Below are 21883 nucleotides of genomic sequence, written 5' to 3'. Positions count from 1 at the left end.
TAGCTATTCTCACTCAAAAACTCGGCGCATTCTTTAGGCAAACAACCAAATTACACTGAGCTTAATTATTTAAATCTTGTGCGCTTGCACAATAAATCAACTTAACTTATTGAGATGACTGGCAATATAAAGCTCAACCAACCCCGTAAAATCATGCGTTGAAATGCCCGTCACTTCACTGATTTTATCTAGACGGTACCTCAATGTATTTCTATGAATAAACAATGTATTAGCGCAATCATTAGCGTTGCCATTGGCATGAAAATACGCCTCTAAAGTTTTCACCAACTGCCCAGATTTGTCTGCTGAAGCAAGAGAAGTCATCGCCTGAGCGAGTTGTTCACCTTGCCAAGAGTCGGCTAACGGGGCGAGTAACACAGGTATGCGATACTCAGAGAAGCTCAATGTGATTTGTTCTGGATGAGAACGGCGACCAACGGCAAGCACCTGCTTGGCACTTTGGTAGGAAAGAGGGAGTTGTTTTGCGCCATCAAAATATTGCCCAATCGCAAGGCGAACATCGTCAATTTGATTGGCCGTTAATCGGCGCTGAATGCGCTCAAGTATACTTTGGTCACTGTTCGAGGTAGAGGAAGAACGCAAAGACTTCAGAACGACAATTTCGTTCATCGACATGATCGCCACCAACGGTTTATCTTCAGAACGATACAGTACGTCCACCACTTCACGTACCTTGCTCAAACTAACAGGAGCATTATCTGCAATAAGCTCAATCACCACGGCAACTCTTTGTGTTACTAAATCGATGCAAAGACGCTGAGCCCAATCGTGCAGATCTGAATCATTGAGTTGTTGGTTTAACCATGCTGATACAAACTCTTCTTGGTGGCGACGATCCCATTGCAACTGCTCCACCAGCGAAGCTTGCTCAATGGTCAGTTCCGCTGTCACCTTAACTAACTGAGCAAACGCTCGGATTTGCTCAGGTTTGCCAGTGACGCCCACCACACCAACCACTTCACCTTTAAAGTGCAGCAGCATATTGATGCCCGGTTTCACGCCTTGCAGGGATTGGCAACTTTGCTCATCCAACTCCAGCGAATCACCGTGGTTGAGCGCTAGCACCGCCCCATCGTGCTTTTGACCAATGCGCTCAGCTTCACCACTGCCAATAATAGTGCCTGCCGCGTTCATCACATTGATGTTGTGTCCAATGATCGACATAGTGCGATCGACGATTTGCTGCGCGAGTGTGTGGTCAAGAATCACCATTTCTGTTCCTAAAATCTCAACGATTGAGGCGTCAATAAATCACACTTTGTCTTCTATCGCCATGATATTGAACTGGAATCAACGCCAAAGTGAAATATCACCCAATTATACCCAAGTGACTTCAAGATGCAGGATTCAGAGCGTTGTCATTGATTCGAGAGTAAGGAAAACAACTTGGTAATAGCTAGCTCTTTCCAAGTTGTTTGACGCAGCCATTTGTTTGACTAAAAAAGCGAGTCAAAGACACGCTCCCAAAGGGCACTCTTTGCAAATAGTAAGGACCTTGGCTTGTATACTTTGTTGCCGATTCTTGATTTAGAATGACTAGATCTTTAAATCGGCGCCGCGTCTACAAACCAAGTCATTCTCGCTGAACCTAGCATCTTGAGGTTACTTGGGTATAACCTTAAATTATTTACGGCTATTAAGCTAAAAAGTCTGCCATCACTGCTTATACTTATAGTCGAGCCACCCAAGTTTTTGTACTTGGCGCGACTTGAACCGACAACCAAACAGTGACCGGAGGGAGACTATGGAACTGCGGAACAAGGCGGGCGACATTGCCAAAATTGCTGACAACCTCACCTTGAAAGAAATAACCGAAATGGGCTACACCGTCGATCTATGCGATGAAGCCTTTGATCCAGGCGAACATTGGAAAGCAGAAGGACAAACGCAAGGTATGGGCGAATACCCTGAAGAATAATCTATAGAACCTTTTAGCCGAGTGAATCATCGCTCGGCTTATTCATCATCAATTTGTTCATACACCACTTCCCCGCGCAGCACTGTCATGAGGACACGCGCTTGTGCTATGTCTTGTGCTTTCAATTGGGTAATATCTTGATCCAATACGGCAAAGTCTGCCGATTTCCCAACATCTATTGAGCCAATTTCCTTCTCTAAACCCAAGCTGTAAGCCGGATGAATTGTATATGCATCAATCGCAGCGGTAACGTTTGGCAAGCCAGTATCTCCCATCACCAAGCTGTTGGAGATGCCAACCAATGGGTTCAAATCATGCACATTCCAATCACTGCTTAACGTCACGTTAGCTTTAGTATTATAAAGCGCGCGCAGGTTCATTAAGGCTCTAGTTCGCTTAGCGCCTAAGAAGGCTTCTGCCCATTGATGTTCGTGATACGCCACATAATCGGAACCGACTTGAAAGTCTGCCGTAACGTCCAACTTGGCAAACCTTGGTACATCTTTGCTGTTCACCAGTTCCACATGCGTCAAAGTATAACGACGCTGGTTACCTTGGCTGCGCATTGTTTCAATCGCATTGAGTGATTCGCGAATGCCACCATCTCCGATAGCATGAATGTGCGCGCTGTAACCGAGTTTATCGAGCTTGTTTAGCCATTCAGGCATCACTTTTGGTGAGATGTAATTCAACCCATATGGTGAATCAGGCAAGTAAGTATCAAGATAAGGTGCAAGGGTTTTTGCGGTACCATTTATAAAGATGCCATCGCTGTACATTTTGACTTGGTTTACCAGTAACAAGCGAGAGGTGTCGTCGGACTGAATGCGTTTCAAATACGTCAGTTGAGAGTCCATGCTGTCGGTCGGATAGATCCATGGTCGTAAAGAAACACGAGCGGTCAAATCGCCTCGTTTTTCGCTCTCTTTCCATACTTCATACCAACCTCGCTTCCAGTACATTCGTCCATCACCAATTGTGGTAATGCCGTAGAGCGCAGCTTCTTCTAATCCGGTCAACAAGCCTTGGTAGCTCACCGCAAACTGCGCACTCATGCTGTTCCAAGCCAGCTCCATCACTAAATCACCCGCGTTATCGAGCAAGATGCCATTCAACTCGCCTGTATCCGGCTCTTTGAGAATGCGACCGCCTTGCGGATCGGACGTAGTTTTATCAATGTTCGCCGCTTTCAGCGCAGCCGAGTTAACCCACATCGAGTGAGAGGTTTGCTCCATTAACACCACAGGCGTATCAGGAAACACCTCATCGATCACTTCGAGAGGTGTGCGTTGGTTTTCTTCCGACAAAGTAGCATCAAGCGTAAAACCGTAGCCCATCAACCACTCGCCATCTTGGACAAACTCTTTGCAGTCTTGCAGTTGTGGGATTTGCTCATCCAACAAAACGCCAGCTTGCAACAAGCACGTACCGCCTGCTTCGGAAGCCGCCTCAAACACATGGTTGTGGTTATCGACAAAGCCCGGTAACAAATAGGTATCGCTTAAATCCACCACTTCCGTGCCATCACCAACCCACGCTTGTGCCTTGGCTTTATCGCCAATAAAAGCAATCCGCCCGTCACGCACGGCGACAGCATCGGCTTGCGGATGACCATAAATACCAGCGTTGATGTACACCATGTCTGCCGTTTGCTCAGCAGCATTCGCCCATGCGCTAAATGCAGACAGCAACACAGCACCAAGAATCCGTCTATGAGGAGTTAACATGACACCTTCCGTTGTATTCGCTAACACATTGAGTATATGCAAACTGGTTTAGTTTGCTGTCGGTGCAGGTTAGGCGTCATTATTTCTGTGCGCTTGCTTGGATTTCCTCTACAAACAGACGCACCTCTTCTAGATAGTTGCCATTCGCACAGCCCCAGTCACTCACTTCGATAAATTCACGCGTTAACTGACCATTTTCATCATGAATGACGTTTTGGCGAAACAAGTTCCAATTTGCCGTCTGTTTTGGATTGTTGGCATCCACATAACGCTCACCATAGCTTTCGATTAACTGGTTGTAGGCATTCTGACGCTGTTCTGCGTTTGCCGATTCACTCAGTATCACAGCGCAGTTTTTTTCGATGACCTGAACTCGGTCATTGGTTGGCAGCGTCGTTGAGCATCCTGCTAATGTTAGACCCATTAGACCCATTAGACCCATTGTTATTCTTGTTTTCATTATTGTTTTCCTTACCTTTAGCACCACTGCGAAAGACCGAATTTTATAAACTGCGCTCCACGATTTCTAATCAAAAACGGAAAAACTTTGTGACTGACGTCTGCACATGTAAAAAGTGCGGTAAATTACTGTTTACAAGCCATAAAGAAGACAAATGGATTTCGCATTCCTTTCTGCTGCTTAGGCGTGCCATAATCAACGACGATAAAAACCTCAATAAAGCAAACATTTGAAGGATCAAAATGACTGCAACGGAATACCTAAACGACCTCAACCAACGTTACCTCGCTATCCATCGCACCAAAGAAGACTTCTTTTGGGAAACCTACATGGGCATCAGCGACGACCACGATGGTTCGACAAAAGCACAAACCGCTTGGACCAATTTCTTGAGCAACGCCGAACAAATCTCAGCCATCAAAGCGCAACTTGAATCGGCTGAAGCGATCGCTGATCCACAAGAGAAACAGCAAACGCAAATTGGTTTACAAGGATGGTTGGCAACATTTGAATCTCATGCGATTGAAGGCGAACAAGCTCAAGCCCAAAAGAATGCTCTGATTGCATTTGAAGCCGAGTTGTTCGAGAAAAAGCAAAATCACGTCCTGACGTTTACCAATGAAAACGGTGAACAAACCGAGGGCTCTTTGCCTGTATTGTCTTCGACCATTCGCGCCAATAATCACGAAGAAGTGCGTCAATCAGCACATCAAACGCTACTCGACCTTGAGCAATGGTTGCTGCAAAACGGCTTTATTGAGCTGATCAAACTGCGTAATCAATTCGCACGTTCTTTGGGCTACGAAACCTTCTTTGACTACTCAGTGAAGAAGACGGAAAAGATGAGCTCTGAGCAACTGTTCAGCATCTTAGATGACTTTGAACTGCGCACGCGCGATGCTCACCTAAGCAGCTTGGCAAACCTTGCAGAGCAAAAAGGTCAAAGCGCACTGACTGGCTATAACTTTGTGTACTCGTTTGCCGGTGACGTCATGCGTGACTTAGACCCGTACGTACCGTTTTCAAAATCACTACGTCGCTGGGTAGAATCATTCGGTCGCCTAAATATCGAATACTCAGGCGCAGAGCTGACGCTAGACCTGCTTGATCGTAAAGGCAAATACCCGAACGGTTTCTGTCATGGCCCTATCCCATCGTTCTACAACCAAGGCGAATGGGTTGCCGCGCAGGTGAACTTCACCAGTAACGCGAAGCCAGACCAAGTGGGCAGCGGCTATGATGGCATCAATACTCTGTTCCACGAAGGTGGTCACGCTGCGCATTTCGCTAACGTCAAGATGAACGCGCCGTGTTTCTCTCAAGAGTTCGCACCAACTTCCATGGCATACGCAGAAACACAATCTATGTTCTGTGACAGCCTGCTGACCGATGCCGATTGGCTAAAACAATACGCGTTGGACGCAGAAGGTAGCCCAGTACCGGATGAGATCATCCAAGCGATGATCAATAGCCGTCAGCCATTCAAAGCGTACGAAGAGCGCAGCATTTTGGTCGTGCCGTATTTTGAACGCGCACTTTACCAATTAAGCGATGAAGAACTGACGCCAGAACGCATCACAAAGCTGGCACGCAATTGCGAAAAGCAAATCCTTGGTTTGGAGTGCAGCCCACGCCCATTGATGGCGATTCCACACCTTCTATCTGATGAAGCAGCGTGTGCCTACCACGGTTACTTGCTAGCACATATGGCGGTTTACCAGACTCGCGCTTACTTCCTCGATAAGTTTGGCTACCTGACTGACAACCCAGAGATTGGTCCACTACTGGCGAAACATTATTGGCATGCGGGTAACCACCTATCGCACAACGAGACTATCGTTAGTCTCACGGGTGAAGGCTTTAACGCTAAGTATCTGGCAGACATGTGTAACCTATCCCCAGAACAAGCATGGGAAGTTCAGCAGCAGAAGATTGCCTCGCTGCAAACTCGTGAACGTGCTCCGGTAGCGTCTTTAAATGCCAGCATCAAAGTGGTGGATGGCAGTAAAGAGCTTGCAAGCAACTCGATCTCAGACGAGCAGATGTGCGAGCAGTTTGAGCACTACATCGAAGAGACTTACGGTCGATAAGCGAAACCAAGAGCTGGGGGGTATACTCCTAGCTCTTTTTCTATCAGGGAAGCAACCATGTACCAAGATATCCTGACTTTCTGGTTTGAAGAACTGGAACCAAAAGACTGGTTTGTGAGTAACGCCGATGTCGATAAACAAATCGAAACGCGCTTTCTCACCACCTTAGAGCAAGCCGCTCAATCTGAATTGTTTGACTGGCGAGAGACGGCACAAGGTCGCCTCGCAGAGATCATCGTGCTCGACCAATTCTCTCGCAATGTTTATCGCAACACGTCCAAAGCGTTCGCTCAAGATGCCCTCGCACTTGCCTTGGCACAAGAGACGATTCGTTTAGGGTTGGACCAAGAATTGACCGACGTTGAGCGCAGCTTTTTGTATATGCCATTTATGCACAGTGAATCTAAGCGGATTCATGAAGAGGCAGAGAAGCTGTTCAAAGCTCTGGGGCGAGAATCTAACTACGAGTTCGAACTAAAGCATAAGGTGATCATTGATCGCTTTGGTCGCTATCCACACCGCAATGCGATTTTGGACCGTGATAGCACTGCAGAAGAAGTGGAATTCTTACAGCAGCCTGGTTCCAGTTTTTAAACACAGCTAGCACAAAATTGAAGCAGGATTATCAATTTATATTTGATAATAAATCAATCATTGTGCTGTTTATCATTTGGTGATTCGCGACTAATCTTTACCTCGTCAACACGATACATCACGATCAACAGAGGATTTCCACCATGGCTAAATTGACCATCGTCGCTAACATCATTGCCAAAGCAGACCAAGTAGAATTGGTAAAAGCTGAGCTACTGAAACTGATTGATGTCACTCGTGCCGAGGAAGGTTGCATCAACTACGACCTTCACCAAGATAACGAAAACCCAGCGCATTTCACCTTCTACGAAAACTGGGAATCACGCGAACTATGGCGCAAGCACATGGACAACGCGCACCTAGCACAATACATGAAAGCAACAGAAGGCGCGGTAGACACCTTCACTCTAAACGAGATGTCGCACATCGCTTAACGCCTTGTACTACGCAGCACGCACTAGAAAGCCAGCAACCATCACCTTGCTGGCTTTTTGTTTTTCTTTTGCTTGTTCTCTCTTGCATCCTCTCCGAGCGATTCAAAGCAAGCTTATGAAAACATGAGCAAGATCTGATTATCTCCCCCCTAAGACTGGCAAGATTTAAAGCTACTCACCCTCTGCTGTATCAAAAGGTTTTGTATGAAGTTAGACGCCGTATTGTGGGATTACGATGGCACCCTAGTAAATTCTGTTCCGAAAAATATCGACATCACCAAAGCGATATTGTCCGTTGTAGCGCCGCGCCTGACCGGGGATAACTTACCGAAATACCTACGCAGTGAAGCGGATTATCATCATGCCAATCACGCAGCGAAAAACTGGCAAGAACTATACGTAAACTACTATGGTATGTCCCAAGACGAAATGCTCATAGCCGGCACCATGTGGGCAGAGCACCAAGAACAAAACCAAACACCAGTGGATCTATTCAATGGTATTGCCAATGTGGTGAATGCGTTCGCGCACCTGCCACACGGAGTCTGCTCTCAGAACTCGCAATCCAACATTCGTAACGTACTTCGCGCCAACCAAATCAATGCACCGTTTAAAGCCGTCGTGGGCTACGATGATGTGTCTAACGGGCATCAGAAGCCGGATCCTTTTGGTGGCGTCAAATGCATTGAATCCATCTTTGGGCACACGGATAAACAGTTGCTGATGTACATTGGTGACCACGAAGCGGACACGCTTTTTGCACGCAATATCGAGCAACATTTAGGTAGCAACTGCAAAGTGATTGCCGTAGCAGCAGCGTACAGTGGCGCTCAACCGCAGCACTGGAACGCCCAGCCAGATTATGTGGCACATCAAGTAGACGACTTAATCGACATCATTGGTAATTACGCTTAGCCTCAACATGCACAACACTGAAAACCCGAAAACCATCTCAAAGACAGAAAGCCTTTTGCTCTCTTAAGGCTTTGTGTATCGTACATGCCTTGTGCTGGCTTACTCGGCTCACGCGCAACTTCAGACCATTCACACTCAATACCTAAGGTAACGCAATGATCACATGGCCTTGTTTACTTAAACTCGATGGTGACGATGAACTGGTGTATTTAGCTTCACCAAAGCAGCTAAATGCAGAATGCCAAGCGTTGATTTGGGGTCAGGATGACATAGTGATTGATACGCAAGGTCATTGCTTTGCATTGAAAACCAGTGCCAACAACACGGTGGAATTGGGCCTTTTGCCACAAACATTGAATGTGCAGCAAGTGACAGAGCTGATTCAAAAGCACGAATTTAGCAAAGCACAACGTTGCATCATCAAAATCCATTTTGTGTCGGTCCAGCAAGCGATTGAAGCGTTGGCTGATTAACAATTACGCCCTTGTTTTTATGCTGAGATAAAAACATAAGCACATGAATTTCGATACTTTTTCATTTTGAGACTCATAATCACTAAAAACAGCGGAGTGATTCTTGCTACCTCAATCTTTTGGCTTTGAGGAAAATGACATGCAAGAAAAAGTTCGCCAATTGGATGCGCAGCAAACCACCTCATTTGACACGGAATACATCGATAAAGGCATGTTTGAAGTACTAACCAAACAACTCAACATGCTCTATCCTACCCAGCAGCCTTTTCACCTACTCGATGTAGGTGGCGGGAATGGAATGTATGCAGATAAGATTTTGAATCATTATCCCAATGCTCAAGTCACGCTTATCGAGCCAGAAGCGTCACTCATCGCCAAAAACCGTCCCAACCCAAACAAACATCTGGTCTGCCACCTTTTCCAAGATGCTGCGCTTGAAAGCAGTTTTGATATCATCCAGTTCAACTGGGTCTTGCATCACTTTGTTACCGACACCTATCAGTCCACCAAGCAAGTACAGCAAGAGGCTCTTCATTGTGCCTACCGGCATTTAACCCCAGGAGGGCTGATTGTCATGTTTGAAAACTTCTACGAAGGGCTTTTAGTGAACAATTTACCCAGTTCACTGATTTATCGATCTACCTCATCCAAGCTACTAGCACCGCTCACTCAACGACTAGGTGCGAACACTGCGGGCGTTGGTGTCTGCTTCCATAGTCGTACTACTTGGCACGATATGATCATTGAAGCGGGCTTTAAAACCGTCTTGCACGTTCCCTTCTATGCCTTTGGCAATTTGAGTAGTCTCAAGACCAAAGCGTTGCATTTGCGAAAACAAAATGTGGGATTATTGATTGGTAAAAAGTAGCTAATCCGCTATTAAAATTTGTTAATCTGGCACGATGAAACGTGTGAATAGTGAAGCCGCTTATGAACAAGGTCGTATTGGTATTTGGTGGATTGGGGAGCGCCAAATCGTCTGTAGTGGGTTTGTATAAGAACCTTCTGCACACCTTAAGTTCTCGCTTTGATGTCGTCGCCATTGACCCTGCAGTTCAACATCCCAAGTCCTGTGCATCGCAGTTCCAATTCCCTTACTCCGCTCGCTACGCCGATCTTGATGCGTTTTTACAAGCTCATTCACACACTGACGTTGCTGCCACCTTCGTTCTAACACCGGTCGGCACACATCTTTCCATCATTGAACAAGTGAGTAATGCCCTCGACATTCAAAACCTGTTGTTTGTGGTTGAGAAACCGTCCTTCTCTTTAGCTGAAATCGACACAGGCTTTAACCAAGTCATCCCTGAGCTTAAACGTCGCGGAGCACTGTTTTACTTTATTGATACCGCTTTGGTTTCCCCTTCGTTGGAAGCACTCTTTGCCGATTCATCTATCGCACTACCTGACTCTGCCCCGCGCAAGATTATCGCGATTGCAGCCGACAACCCTATCGACAATGATGAAGCGATCCAAGACTTCCGTTTTGAAAACCGCATTGAGTTACTCAACGCGAGAAAGCTACTTAACTTAGCCACCAGCGGCGGCGGAGGTTATGGCTTTGATATGGGCATTCATGCGATTGCAGGGCTAGTTCGCTACCTGCATAAATCCGGCATAGGAGACTCGCAAGTTGAACTAAAACAGATCCGTGCCGAACGTATTAACGAATCGCAATTGGAGTACACACAAGGCGCTGAAACCCATCTTTATATCGAAGGCGAACTCACGTCTCCGGAGGGCAATATTGAGGTAGTGATTGAAGCAGGAAAAGCGGGTGATATTTGGGACAGACGGTTGGAACTGCACTACACAGACTGCGTCATCGCAATTGGCTTTGGCACACTCAAGCATCCTCCTTATCTTTGGGAGAGAAGCCCCAATGGCATCAAGAGCACCACATTTGATGTTTCTGGCTCAGGTTATGCAATGCACTTTAACGACATCCTATGCGCGCTTGGTTTTGACGCAGAGCCTTTGCTCTCACAACAAGAAAGCGAAGCCTTGATGTCACAATCGATGAACTTGCTGCGCTGCGTATTTGACGCCATCGGCGATACCCATCAAGTTCGCGAACGAAACATTACCGTGGTTGATAAACACATACCCAAATACCTATCGGAAGCAGAGCTAGAGATTAGGAAAGAGCTCAGTCAATACCTCAACAGTTTGATTCATTAAATGGGAAACGAGTCAGTATTTCTGGCTCAATTCAATTAAGTGATATAGTTTCTATTCATACCCTTCAATTTGTAAGTTGAATGATAGGAATATCATGATAAATCTATCCCACTTAATCAAAAATGATATGAACCTGCTGATTTGTCTGTACGTTTTACTGCAAGAACGCAGCGTGAGCAGAACCGCAGAAAAGCTATTCTTATCTCAATCGGCCGTCAGTAAACAACTTACTAAATTGCGCCAGGAGTTTGATGACCCTTTATTCGAGCGAGAATCCAAAGGTTTATTGCCGACCCCAAAAGCGTTGGCATTGGAGAGCAAACTGCAACAAATCCTGATGCAAATTGATCAGCTTCGTGAACCAGAAGAATTTGACCCAGAACGCTCGACTCGCGTTTTTAGTATCGATCTTATCGAAACCGCTTACTCCACAATTTACCCACGTTTTCTGCCTCAGGCGTTATCCAGTGCACCGAACATCACCATCAAAAGTGCCGATTGGAGCCACAGCAGTATTACTCGATTACAAAGGCGAGAAATCGATTTTGGTGTCGGTATTTTTGAGTTTGATGATCGTTCGAAAACTCATGTCGACACCATCCCTGACACACTGAATTACGCGGAACTGATGCGCGATACTTCGGCATGTATATTGAGAAAAGGACACCCTGCATTAGAGGAAGAATGGAACCTTGATGCGTTCTTAAAGTACCGCCATATACAAGTCATCACAGGAGGCGTGTCTAGTTGGCTACTGCACGAGGTGCTCGACACAAAACGACTGCGCATTGATAACGCCGTCAACATGTCCGACATTTCCAGCGCGGTAAAACTGTGTGAAAAAAGCGACTTGGTACTGACCTACCCCTACAAAAGCATCCGCGAGTTCGAAGGTAAATCAGACATTGTGATCAAGCCGCTCCCGATAGAGATGGAGCCCGGTGGGTTCTTTCTACTTTGGAACAAGCAACTCGACAACGACCCAAGCCATAAATGGTTAAGAGAGCTAATCGTCAGTCAGTCTTACGCTTAATCTCAGAGCCTGTTACCAAAGTAGAAAATGCAAAGCTATGAGTTGATGTACTTTAGATGAACATTCAAGCGCCAAAAGTAGAGTGCTTGCAAAGCGATAACAGAGAATGTCGAAAGTAATTCAATAATAAAATAATGTTGATCGCCAAAATCAAAAGATACGATAGCCATCCCAACAAGCACAGATAAAGCGACAAACCTAAAAGACAAAGGGATAGATAAAGCGATAGAGCGAAGAATGTAGGTTTTACCATCTCTATTGTTCGTTCTATACGTGACACCTACCCCAAAAATTGACACGACTAAGATACCGATAGCCTCGGTTATCATAGCTTCATTGCTTGCATACGGTGCCAAGATCATCAAGTACGGGGTTACCGTATAAAAGATTAAGAATATTAAAGCGTATTTAATCCAATCACTGTCTGGCACTTTGTTGTCTCTTAGCTCCTCAGACAGCTTTGATGTTTTCCAAATGTACAAATCCTTATTCCTTTTTATGTGAGCTTAGATTAAAGGCTCCCCTAAAACCCTAACTACCAACGTTCAAAAACAACCAGTCAATATCAATAAAAACAGATAACTAGCAGCAACTTCGGTCTGAAGTTTACCTCACAAAACCATTCACAATCGATATAAAACAATCCAAAAAGCAAAGGAATTTATAAGATAACTGTTTGATAAGCTCGCGGAATACATTTGTTTATTCTTCTCCTTACCCATCAATAACAAAAAATTATTATCTTGAAAATTATTGATAATTTCATGTAATTAAAGTTTCTCCATATACTCACCTCCATCGAAACGAAACACGAATTAAGCATCACAGTTTTTGGAGCAGAATTATGAAAATGAATCACGTAGGCATTATGGTTGGCGATATGGACAAAGCAGTAGAGTTCTACACTAAAGCGCTTGGTCTTCGCATTGTAATGAACAACACAAAAGTTATCGAAGAGCGCGAATCAGCAATCGGTCGTATGTGTATCGCCGTATTCGGTGAAGGCTTTAAAGGCTTCAACATCGCTCACCTAGTGACGTCTGACGGCATCGGTGTTGAGTTGTTTGAAATGAAAGAGCGTCAAGAGCGTCACGAAGTAGACTTCTCTCGTCTAGGCATCTTCCACTTCTGTCTACAAGTAGCGAAAGAGCAGTTCCCACAAACAATCAAACGTATTGAAGAGTTTGGTGGTAAAGCTCGCATGGACATCATGCGCTACCACCCAGAAGACGACAGCAAACAAGCTCAAATGATCTACATGGAAGACCCGTTTGGTAACTTGTTCGAGCTTTACTCACACACTTACGAAGAGACTTACGCGTCTGATTACGAATAATTAAACGTCTAAGAACAAAAAAGGACTGGCACTAAGCCAGTCTTTTTTTGCAATAAAATCAGTTCATTAAGCTCAACCAATCTATATTACTTCTTTTTTAACTCCCACGTTAATATTGCTAGCACATAAAGATTCCCGATATTCGCTTTCTATTTCCCGATATTGCTATTGTTAAAATAACGCTTAGATGAGAATACCTCCCATTAAGGAGTCATCTATGCATCTAACGGACAAGATGAGCGTCACTCAAGCACTCATCTCATTATTAAAAACGGAAAAAAAACGCATCACTTATACCGGCGTTAGCGCTGTGTTGTGTGTGTTCGCAGAACTCGCCACTTGGATTTGCTTATACGCCGCATTGAGCAAATACCTAAATACCCAAAGTCTCTATTTCTACTTAGCCCTTATGACCATTGCAGTCTGTGTGCGCTATTTTTTCTATACGATTTCGGTATGGCAGGCGCACCTTGCTGCTTATCAAATTATTCAGACCATTAGGCAGAAGCTCGTTCGTGCTCTGTCCGAAATGCCAACCGCTAAACTGATGCAATACCATCGTGGAGATATAGAAAAACGACTCAGCGACGATTGTCAAAGCCTTGAACCTCTTATTGCTCATCATACGACCGATATTATTACTGGTACTTTACTTCCGTTTGTTTTGCTTGGTTTTATGGTCAGCATCGACTGGCAACTAGGCTTAATCGCATTAAGTCCTCTCCCCCTCGCCGTAATTGCCCAAACAGTCATGATGCGTGGCTTTTCAGATAGACAAAAAAAGTACAATCAAGTCGTTGCGAATATGCACAAAGCGCAACTAGAGTTTTTGCGTAGCATCGGCGTGATGAAACTATTCGGCGTTGACGCGGACTCTTACCGCCAGTTAAGCAATAACATGACTAAGCACCACAAGCTGGTTAACGCTTATACCAATCAAATGGTTGGAGCATGGGTCACCTTTACTACCTTAGCTCAGGCGTCTTTGGTTCTTGTTATTCCATTCGCCATCATCAAATTGACCCAAGGTTCATTAAGCCCGGTCGAGCTCGTGATGATCGTGATTCTTTGTGCCGGCATCCTTAAACCATGGTTGGATCTAACACAGATATTTGGGCAAGTGCAGCAGTCCTTTTCTTCTCTAGAGCGAATACTACCTCTGTTCTCAGCAACGTCGGATCAACATTTCAAATCCATTGCAACGCCTTATGTCGAGCTTTGTTGTGAAAACTTAGCAGTCAAACGTGACTCACTCGATATCGTCAGTGGACTGAACCTTCAGTTATCTCATGGCGAGTGCATCGTAATTCAAGGCGCATCAGGCTCAGGGAAAAGTAGTCTACTGGCAACGCTTTACGGAGAATTAGCAACATACGAAGGCGATTGGTTTATTAACCAAAAAGCCGTGTCTTCGATGTCCGATAGAGAACGAAGCCAATTTATCTCAGTTGTCGACCAACACCCTGTTTTCTTCAGCGCATCAATACGCGAAAACTTGGTCTTAGGAGATCGATTGATACACGACTCCGTGATTATCAAACTCCTCGATATGCTTGGACTTTCTGCACTTATCGAACAGCTTCCGAATGGTTTGTATTCCAGTATGGATGAAACCGAACGCAATTTTAGTGGAGGGGAGCTACAGCGGTTAGCCATCGCTCGCGCCATGCTAGTACGCCCTGCCATTCTGGTTTTAGATGAAGCGACTTCTCATCTAGATAAGGTAACGGAAAATCGTGTTCTAGAAGCAATACGTCAACATGCACCGCAGCAAATCCAATTGGTCATCAGTCATGGTTCACAAGCATTAACCATCGCTAACCGAGCGTTTTCATTATCACACGGGCAGCTTAAACAAATTCATCTTGAGGAGACCGTCTGTGCGTAACATTCTCAAGCTACTCGATCATGCAGATATCAATCCAAAAACGTTTTTGGTTGGCATCGCTGGCAAAGTGTTCAGTGAGATTCTGCCATTATTTTGTTGGCTACTGATATTCGGAGCCCTTACCCAAACATGGTTACTTTCTCTTGAAGCCCTATTCGCAGTTTCACTTATCACGGTTGTCGTTCAGTGGCGGTTAGGACAATCCGCCAAACAAAGCTTCTTAGGCGCTTATGACATTACTCACCACCTGAGAAAAGTGCTACTACATGACATTCGTAGCCAACCGTTTTCCAAGATCACAGGGCAAGGTCTGGGAGAGCGCATTAAGCTAATCACTCGTGATTTAAAAGCATTCGAAGACATTTTTAGTCACCTAATTGCTGACTTGATCGCAGCTTTGGTGGTTCCGTTCGCGATGCTTTGTGTACTGCTATTTTGCTCACCTTACCTAGTCTCACTTATGCTGATTGTTATGGTGATCGCGAGCTTATTGCTGTGGAAATTCGAAGATAACTTTTCCAAACAAGCACAACGCCATGTCGATAAAAACGCTTCTTGCACCAACAAACTGCTCGAATACATAGCTTGTTTACCAACGCTAAAACGCTTTGGTCGCAGTGAAGTATTAGCGACTCCACTTAATCAAGAATTAGTAGACTTGCGCAAAACAGGGTTAGGGGTTGAATGGGCTGGTGGAATTGGCGTCATTTTAGCAAGCTTGTTACTTGAGCTTTCTATTCCGATGGTTGCGGCGCTCGGTGCTTACTTAATGAGCCTGGGCTACCTTACGCTCGGGGAGTGGTTAGTTTCAATCATTGCTGCCGTCGCTTGTATCCGACCATTTGTACGCATGACTATTTTCTCTACGTTACTCAGATACATGGCTAAATCTGCCGATCGTCTATATGCCCTAAGCCAAGAACCGCAACAACCTGTGCATGGTGTTCAAGCACATCAACACGATATCGAATTCAAAGCGGTTGAGTTAACTCTGGATGGCAACACCATTCTTAAAGACATCAATTTGCAGGTTCCATATGGGCAACATATCGCGCTCATCGGTACCAGTGGAGCGGGAAAAACCACCTTGCTAGATTTACTTGCTGCATTCCACATCCCCACTCATGGAGCGGTAAAAATTGGTGGTTGCACGGTAGAAGCAACAGGGACAATGCACTGGTACCAGCACATCTCCTACGTTACCCAAAATGTGCAATTGTTCGCTGGGACGCTAAAAGAAAACTTGCTCATCGCCAAAAAAGACGCGAGCACCGAAGAGTTAGAAACTGCAATCACTACCGCAGGACTTGATGAGCTGATCGCTCGCTTGCCACAAGGACTAAACACCGAAATAAACGAGAATGGCAAGGGTTTATCGGGTGGAGAACGTCAACGCTTGTCCCTCGCAAGAGCGTTGCTTCATGATGCGCCCATTGTGCTGCTTGATGAGTTTACATCCGCACTCGACCACCCCAAACAACGGGAAATACTGCATAGCATTACCGAGTGTTTTGCCTCTAAAACCATGATCACAGTAGCGCATCGATTGGACACCATTGCTGATGCAGATTGCATCTATTTGATGAACCACGGTCGCATTGAGGATTTTGGCTCGCACGACCAATTAATCGCAACCTCTTCCCACTACCAGTCTCTGTGGGAAGCTCAACATAACAATTAAAAATTCAGCGCTGTGAGTAGTGCTAACTTATTCAGATTCAAGGAAAACAGTATGTACAAGATTTCTTCGCCGCGCACCGTCATTGCGAGCGCTATCCTCACAATTTTGGGTACTTCATACTCCTATGCCGAAGAGACGCCACCAGCAATGGAAGTGGTTATCGTTGAAGCAACCAAGTTCGATACTCCTTTATCGCAAGTGAACAATTCAGTTGTGGTCAAAACGGGAGAAGAACTCGAAAAAGCAGGCATTTATCAGGTCAAAGATCTCGAGATGGTATTCCCTGGACTGCTTATACAAACTCGCGGGAACCGAACTTACGCCAACACCACCGTTCGTGGGATTAGTTCACCTGACTACTATTCGCCAACCGTGAGCATTTATGTTGATGGCGTCCTGCAAGATAACGCTTTTGTCACTCAACCGCTGATTAACGTGGAAAAAGTCGAATTGCTGCGCGGTCCGCAAGGCACACTTTACGGTGGGAACGCGCAAGGCGGTGTCATTAACATCGTGACTCGTCGTGAAACTGACGCCACCGAAGTTAAAGCTTCTGCTTTATATTCTAATTTGAGTCAGCAAGTTGATGCTGTCGCCGCTACCCGTTTATCTGACTCCATTTCAGCGGATATTGCAGCTAGATATATCTACGATGAAGGTGATATTAAACACGCCACCAGCGGGAAAAAAGACGCAAACGATGCAGATGAGCAAGCATTAAAAGTTCGCTTTCACTACTTACCAAATGACTCAAAACTTAGCGCAACCCTATCAGTCGCCGCAGATAAGCTCGACAGCCATGAGGAGTGGTACTTCACTGAGAGTGAACATGACTCTGGTGTAAAAGACGCACCAATCCCCAAACTTAAGCGAGACGTTAATACTTTCGCGCTGAATCTTGGTTACGATTTAGATTCCTCTCAAATCACAAGTATCACCGCTTATCAAACACGCGAGATAGACCGCGAATATGTCTATGGCTACTACCAAGAAGATCAAAACAAGTTCAGCCAAGAGCTACGTCTAAACCAACAATACAACGATCGTTTTAGCTACGTAGTTGGCGGCTACTTGGAATATCGCCGTTTGGACGTTTCAGCCAATAACGCACGAAACAAATTGGACTATGACACGTACGCGTTGTTTGGGCAGACAAACTACCAGTTTGCACCACAGTGGGATGTCACTCTTGGCGTCCGAGCTTCATACCTAAAAGTAAACTCTGACTTCAACGGTAACCCGGCATGGTTTATCAATCCTTATAACAAGGAACAGACAGAATCGACGGTTTCACCAAAAACTGCAATTGGTTGGCAAGCGAATGAGGACACTCGACTTTACGCTTCCATAACCAGTGGTTACCGACCGGGGGGCTACAACGTTGTTCCTCTGAGCAATGCAGATGCAAGCGGTTACGACGCGGAAAAATCACTGAATGGCGAGCTAGGCTGGCGCACCAACTTTGCGAATCAAAAAATCGATTTTAGTGGCGCATTGTACTGGATTAAAACGGATGATATTCAACTATATACCGGTACGCCAGGGCATCAAACTCTTAAAAATATGGGTGAGGCTCTAAGTAAAGGTATCGAAGCTGAGTTCGCTTTCTACCCAACCGATGATCTGACCATCACTGCTGCCGGGACTTTTGGACGTTCAACATTTGAATCAAACAACAGTACCTTTGAAGGGAATCGACTGCCTTACGCGCCAGACACCACGGCAACGTTGGGCTTTAACTATTACCTACCAGTAACAGGAATCAAAGGCGACATTTCGATCAACTCTCAAGCTCGTTATAACTCTAAAATCTACTTTAACGAAGCTAACTCACTATCACAAAGTGCGTACACTCTCGTCGATCTATCCATTAACTACGACTATAGCGAAGCTCTGTCTATCTCGCTCTTTAGCAACAATATTACTGACAAAGACTACACCACTTACGCATTCTCTTATGGTCAGACATACAGCAATTACGGTACAGGTAGAGAAGTTGGTGTGAAAGCGAAGTACGAGTGGTAATGAAACCTATGGTTAGCGCTCAAGGAATCAAACTCAAACCATTGCTCGCCGTTCTGGCGAGCGTTTATACCATCCAAAGCTTAGTCAGTATGTTCACACTTCAAGGCTTGCCAGCGATAATGCGACATGAGGGCATAGATACCTCCCAAATAGGGTTGTTCTACCTTGCAATGCTTCCTTGGGTCGCTAAATTTTTGTGGTCACCTTGGATCGAACGGCAACGCAAAAAGGGAGCGAGTTTACAAAATCACGCCATCATTATTTTTGGTTCTCAGCTAGTTTTAATTGCCATACTCGTTGCGCTTTGCGTCATTGGAACGATCGAGAATCGAATGACCCTGTTTGCTGGCGTTTTGGTTATCAGCTTATTTTCCAGCTTCGCTGATATCGCTACAGACGGTCTGGCGATTGACCAGTTGGAGGCAAAAAGAAGATACCTAGGCAACGTCATGCAAGTTGGTGGTTCGTATCTAGGGGCTGTTTTTGGCGGTGGATTATTTATCTATGCGACTTCATTGCTCGATTGGCAAACCGCATTATTCGGTCTGGCTCTTCTAACTTTATTATTCAGTATGCCAACGCTTTGTTTATTCTGGAATCACGGCGCCAATCAGAAAAGCGCGCCAACAGCTCGTACTCCCTCCCTTAAAGCTGCATTTTCTAACCCTGAAGTAAGGATTGGACTGCTCCTTGTGACCGTATCGCAGCTCGGAACGAGAGGGGTTTTATCAATGATGATGCCTTTCTTAGTCGACAGCGGTATACAGCTAGAAAGTTTGGGTCTTTTGGTTGCAGGTGGAGGAGTGATTACCGGTTTAATTGGCGTAGTGCTAGGTGGCTGGTTAATCAAAAAAAGTCGATCACTCAATGTGTTACTACTAATGATGGTCTTTGAAGTTGTGTTTTTTAGCTTCTATTTAGCATACGACTTAAATATTGCTGAGCAGGGATGGTTAATCGCGGGTATCTTTGTCGTTAATGGCATCATTACGTCGGCTAAATTTGTTGCGCTTTATACTCTAATGATGGGGTTTGCCTCCGGACATCAGTCAGGTGTGAACTTCTCTCTTTTCCAATCGATGGATATGTTCATTGCAATCGTGATGGCTATCATTTGCGGGGCACTGATCGGCGCTTTCGGGTATTCAGTACATTTTATGTTAATGATCGCTTTTAGCCTCGTCGCTATCTTCATAATCCCAGTCTTAAAACCAAATGAGAAGGCGAACCTCATCTCACAAACCTAACCAAGCCCTGTCGTTAAAGAAGCTCTAGGTATATCCAGAGCTTCTTTCTCTGTGAACTCGACTTAGTTCAATAATCTCTACAAATGATATCTATTATCATTTATATTAATTGATCAGGGAGATACTCACGAGAAAACGACGAAGGCTGAAACAATGAGTAATATCGTGAAGAGCTTAAACTTAGTAGGCGGCGTAGATGGAACGTTTGATGTTGTTGCTCTCGATGATGGTGTGAATGCCTACATCGTTAACTGTACAGCAACAACGGACATTCAGTTCAATGATCCGGCAGACGCGGGGTTCTATATCAGCTTTGCTGGTATTAACCACGCCTACAGCCCTAAATATCCTGATTACCCTGCCGCATCTTTTGCTTCTCGATGCATAGCATCACTTTTGCCGAAGCCTGAACCTGTAAACCCTATTGAGCTAGGAGAAGGAGGTCGAATTGAGAACATTCGAATTCATTTCCCGTTACACCATAGCTTGACTAAAAATCTTCTTCCTCAAAATAGGGGCTCATCATTCAAGCCTTTCGATCTTTATGAAACAGGTTGGCAAATGCCACTTACAGGAGATATTCTTAACGTTGCCAAATCGATTTGGAACAATGACTTCCAGGGTATAGCCCGAACAGTATGGCTAAGAGGAAAAATCTTAGAGCTGCTTGCGTTACTCATGGTGCACAAAGAGCCTAAGTCTCTCGCCGAGCAAGCGTGCGACCTCATTGCAACGCAGCCCCATATTGATTGGAACATACCGGGCTTATCTAAAGAACTCGCAACTAATGAATGTTATCTAAAGCAATCCTTTAGAGAGCAGTTCAATATGGGCGTCGCAAGCTGGATCCAAGCTTATCGCATCAGCCTTGCCAAAGAACGTTTAGCCAACCCTAATGAGTCCATCACCAAAATCGCCTTAGATTTGGGTTATCAAAGTGGTAGCTATTTTTCGAAGGTATTCAAACAACACACCGGACTTACGCCCAAAACATTTCGCAGCCGCTCTCCAAAACAGTAATCGGTGTCGCACAGCGACGAAAAAGCGTGATATAGAAAAAAGGCTTGGTACTGAACCAAGCCTTTCACTTATTAAATGACTTGTTGAGGCGGGGTGCGCTTTGAGATACCTCGTTGACAGCCAAAATGGCTTCATCACCTTTGATATGAATATTCAGGCGCAAAGTGCAGACGACGAACAACCCGCTAATCCTAACAAGCCACTATAAGTCAGAGCGGCTTTGCTAGGCTTCAAGATCACTCTTCAGGAGCCCATACGCGGATATCGACATCCAAATCAGCGGGAGCGTAAACCACGACTGGTAGCTTGCTGTTGTAACGGTACAAATCACGAGTCGGCATTTGCACGAACGTTTCGACCTTCTCCATATCTTCAGGACAAGCCATTAACGTTGAGATAGCACCACCCGCTGAAGAATCAACTTGATAGTAGGTATAACCCCAACCTTCCAATGTATGCTCCGTCACAGAGCCGCCTAAAGATACGCGGTTACAGTCTGTTTCCATCATTTTACCAACCACTAACTCTACGCGCTTATCTGCTTCGTTGCTTGCTGGGTCTACATAGAAAACATGTTTTGTCATGCTCCCCATTTCTGGAAACATCTCTGCTGATGGACGAGATACATCATTTGCTGAATTCATTGCAGAACATCCGCTCAGTGCCATAGCACCGGCAGCTAACCAAACTGCTTTCATCGTTTTTTCCTTTTTCATATGGACGTGCATATTGTAACTGGGAACACCAAATTAGTGTAAATATGCGATGCAAATTGCTCACGACTCTCACAATTACGACGTATCCCCCCATCGAACAGTTCTGGCAAGTCTCTAATCTGGA

At 45.2% G+C, this 21883-nt stretch carries 20 protein-coding genes; 15 read left to right on the top strand and 5 right to left on the bottom strand.

Translation table 11 applies throughout. The features are described 5' to 3' along the window. Positions 1 to 96: 96 nt before the first annotated feature. On the bottom strand, positions 97 to 1233 hold the full coding sequence (locus tag OH463_RS05245; RefSeq protein WP_269990720.1) for a sugar diacid recognition domain-containing protein: 1137 nt from the start codon (positions 1231 to 1233) through the stop codon (positions 97 to 99). A gap of 532 nt (positions 1234 to 1765) precedes the next feature. Between OH463_RS05245 and OH463_RS05240 the strand changes: the two genes are divergently transcribed. Beyond that, a complete protein-coding gene (locus OH463_RS05240; protein WP_005428284.1) occupies positions 1766 to 1939 on the top strand; it encodes a hypothetical protein in 174 nt (57 codons plus the stop codon). 38 nt (positions 1940 to 1977) lie between these two features. Here OH463_RS05240 and OH463_RS05235 read toward each other — a convergent pair whose 3' ends face one another. After that, entirely contained in the window at positions 1978 to 3666 is a 1689-nt protein-coding gene (locus OH463_RS05235) for an amidohydrolase (protein ID WP_188014488.1), read from the bottom strand. A gap of 79 nt (positions 3667 to 3745) precedes the next feature. Then, positions 3746 to 4126, bottom strand: a complete 381-nt coding sequence (locus OH463_RS05230; protein WP_269990718.1) for a hypothetical protein — start codon at positions 4124 to 4126, stop codon at positions 3746 to 3748. A 242-nt stretch (positions 4127 to 4368) separates the two neighbouring features. On the opposite strand from OH463_RS05230, the gene OH463_RS05225 reads away from it, so the two are divergent. The 8 genes from OH463_RS05225 to OH463_RS05190 all read left to right on the top strand — a co-directional run bounded on the left by OH463_RS05225 (position 4369) and on the right by OH463_RS05190 (position 11846). Beyond that, the gene (locus OH463_RS05225) at positions 4369 to 6216 is read left to right on the top strand and encodes a M3 family metallopeptidase (RefSeq protein ID WP_009695993.1); all 1848 of its coding nucleotides are present in this window, start codon (positions 4369 to 4371) and stop codon (positions 6214 to 6216) included. Between the two features lie 57 nt (positions 6217 to 6273). Next, positions 6274 to 6810, top strand: coding sequence for a DUF924 family protein (locus OH463_RS05220; RefSeq protein ID WP_017818375.1), 537 nt, complete (start codon positions 6274 to 6276; stop codon positions 6808 to 6810). A gap of 143 nt (positions 6811 to 6953) precedes the next feature. Continuing rightward, a complete protein-coding gene (locus OH463_RS05215) occupies positions 6954 to 7244 on the top strand; it encodes a putative quinol monooxygenase (protein WP_009695991.1) in 291 nt (96 codons plus the stop codon). Positions 7245 to 7448: 204 nt separating this feature from the next. Then, the gene (locus tag OH463_RS05210) at positions 7449 to 8159 is read left to right on the top strand and encodes an HAD family hydrolase (protein WP_017818374.1); all 711 of its coding nucleotides are present in this window, start codon (positions 7449 to 7451) and stop codon (positions 8157 to 8159) included. Between the two features lie 155 nt (positions 8160 to 8314). Next, a complete protein-coding gene (locus OH463_RS05205) occupies positions 8315 to 8632 on the top strand; it encodes a DUF4144 family protein (protein WP_005447351.1) in 318 nt (105 codons plus the stop codon). A 139-nt stretch (positions 8633 to 8771) separates the two neighbouring features. Beyond that, positions 8772 to 9500 (top strand): class I SAM-dependent methyltransferase, encoded by a 729-nt coding sequence (locus OH463_RS05200; RefSeq protein WP_005447350.1) that lies wholly within the window; start codon positions 8772 to 8774, stop codon positions 9498 to 9500. 62 nt (positions 9501 to 9562) lie between these two features. Then, positions 9563 to 10813: a hypothetical protein gene (locus OH463_RS05195; RefSeq protein ID WP_269990716.1), complete on the top strand. Its 1251-nt coding sequence runs from the start codon at positions 9563 to 9565 to the stop codon at positions 10811 to 10813. A 94-nt stretch (positions 10814 to 10907) separates the two neighbouring features. Continuing rightward, complete coding sequence (locus tag OH463_RS05190) at positions 10908 to 11846, top strand: LysR family transcriptional regulator (protein ID WP_005447345.1); 939 nt, start codon at positions 10908 to 10910, stop codon at positions 11844 to 11846. Positions 11847 to 11881: 35 nt separating this feature from the next. Here OH463_RS05190 and OH463_RS05185 read toward each other — a convergent pair whose 3' ends face one another. Further along, positions 11882 to 12328 (bottom strand): hypothetical protein, encoded by a 447-nt coding sequence (locus tag OH463_RS05185; RefSeq protein WP_069687882.1) that lies wholly within the window; start codon positions 12326 to 12328, stop codon positions 11882 to 11884. Between the two features lie 362 nt (positions 12329 to 12690). On the opposite strand from OH463_RS05185, the gene OH463_RS05180 reads away from it, so the two are divergent. From OH463_RS05180 to OH463_RS05155, 6 genes are all read left to right on the top strand, one after another. Next, on the top strand, positions 12691 to 13182 hold the full coding sequence (locus OH463_RS05180; RefSeq protein WP_005428296.1) for a VOC family protein: 492 nt from the start codon (positions 12691 to 12693) through the stop codon (positions 13180 to 13182). Between the two features lie 217 nt (positions 13183 to 13399). Beyond that, positions 13400 to 15070, top strand: coding sequence for an ABC transporter ATP-binding protein (locus OH463_RS05175; RefSeq protein ID WP_269990712.1), 1671 nt, complete (start codon positions 13400 to 13402; stop codon positions 15068 to 15070). After that, on the top strand, positions 15063 to 16751 hold the full coding sequence (locus tag OH463_RS05170) for an ABC transporter ATP-binding protein (RefSeq protein ID WP_269990710.1): 1689 nt from the start codon (positions 15063 to 15065) through the stop codon (positions 16749 to 16751). Before OH463_RS05175 ends, OH463_RS05170 begins: the two co-directional genes overlap by 8 nt. Positions 16752 to 16802: 51 nt before the next feature. Further along, on the top strand, positions 16803 to 18776 hold the full coding sequence (locus OH463_RS05165; protein WP_269990708.1) for a TonB-dependent receptor: 1974 nt from the start codon (positions 16803 to 16805) through the stop codon (positions 18774 to 18776). Further along, positions 18776 to 20023 (top strand): MFS transporter, encoded by a 1248-nt coding sequence (locus OH463_RS05160; protein WP_269990707.1) that lies wholly within the window; start codon positions 18776 to 18778, stop codon positions 20021 to 20023. Before OH463_RS05165 ends, OH463_RS05160 begins: the two co-directional genes overlap by 1 nt. A gap of 153 nt (positions 20024 to 20176) precedes the next feature. Then, positions 20177 to 21043 (top strand): helix-turn-helix transcriptional regulator, encoded by an 867-nt coding sequence (locus OH463_RS05155; protein ID WP_050903870.1) that lies wholly within the window; start codon positions 20177 to 20179, stop codon positions 21041 to 21043. A 236-nt stretch (positions 21044 to 21279) separates the two neighbouring features. On the opposite strand, the gene OH463_RS05150 is transcribed toward OH463_RS05155, so the two are convergent. After that, entirely contained in the window at positions 21280 to 21741 is a 462-nt protein-coding gene (locus OH463_RS05150; protein ID WP_269990706.1) for an ecotin family protein, read from the bottom strand. Positions 21742 to 21883: the final 142 nt, after the last annotated feature.

Origin of the sequence: Vibrio sp. NFR (assembly GCF_027587095.1) — a bacterium.
Lineage (GTDB): Bacteria > Pseudomonadota > Gammaproteobacteria > Enterobacterales > Vibrionaceae > Vibrio > Vibrio harveyi.
This window is presented reverse-complemented; position numbering and strand designations above follow the sequence as displayed.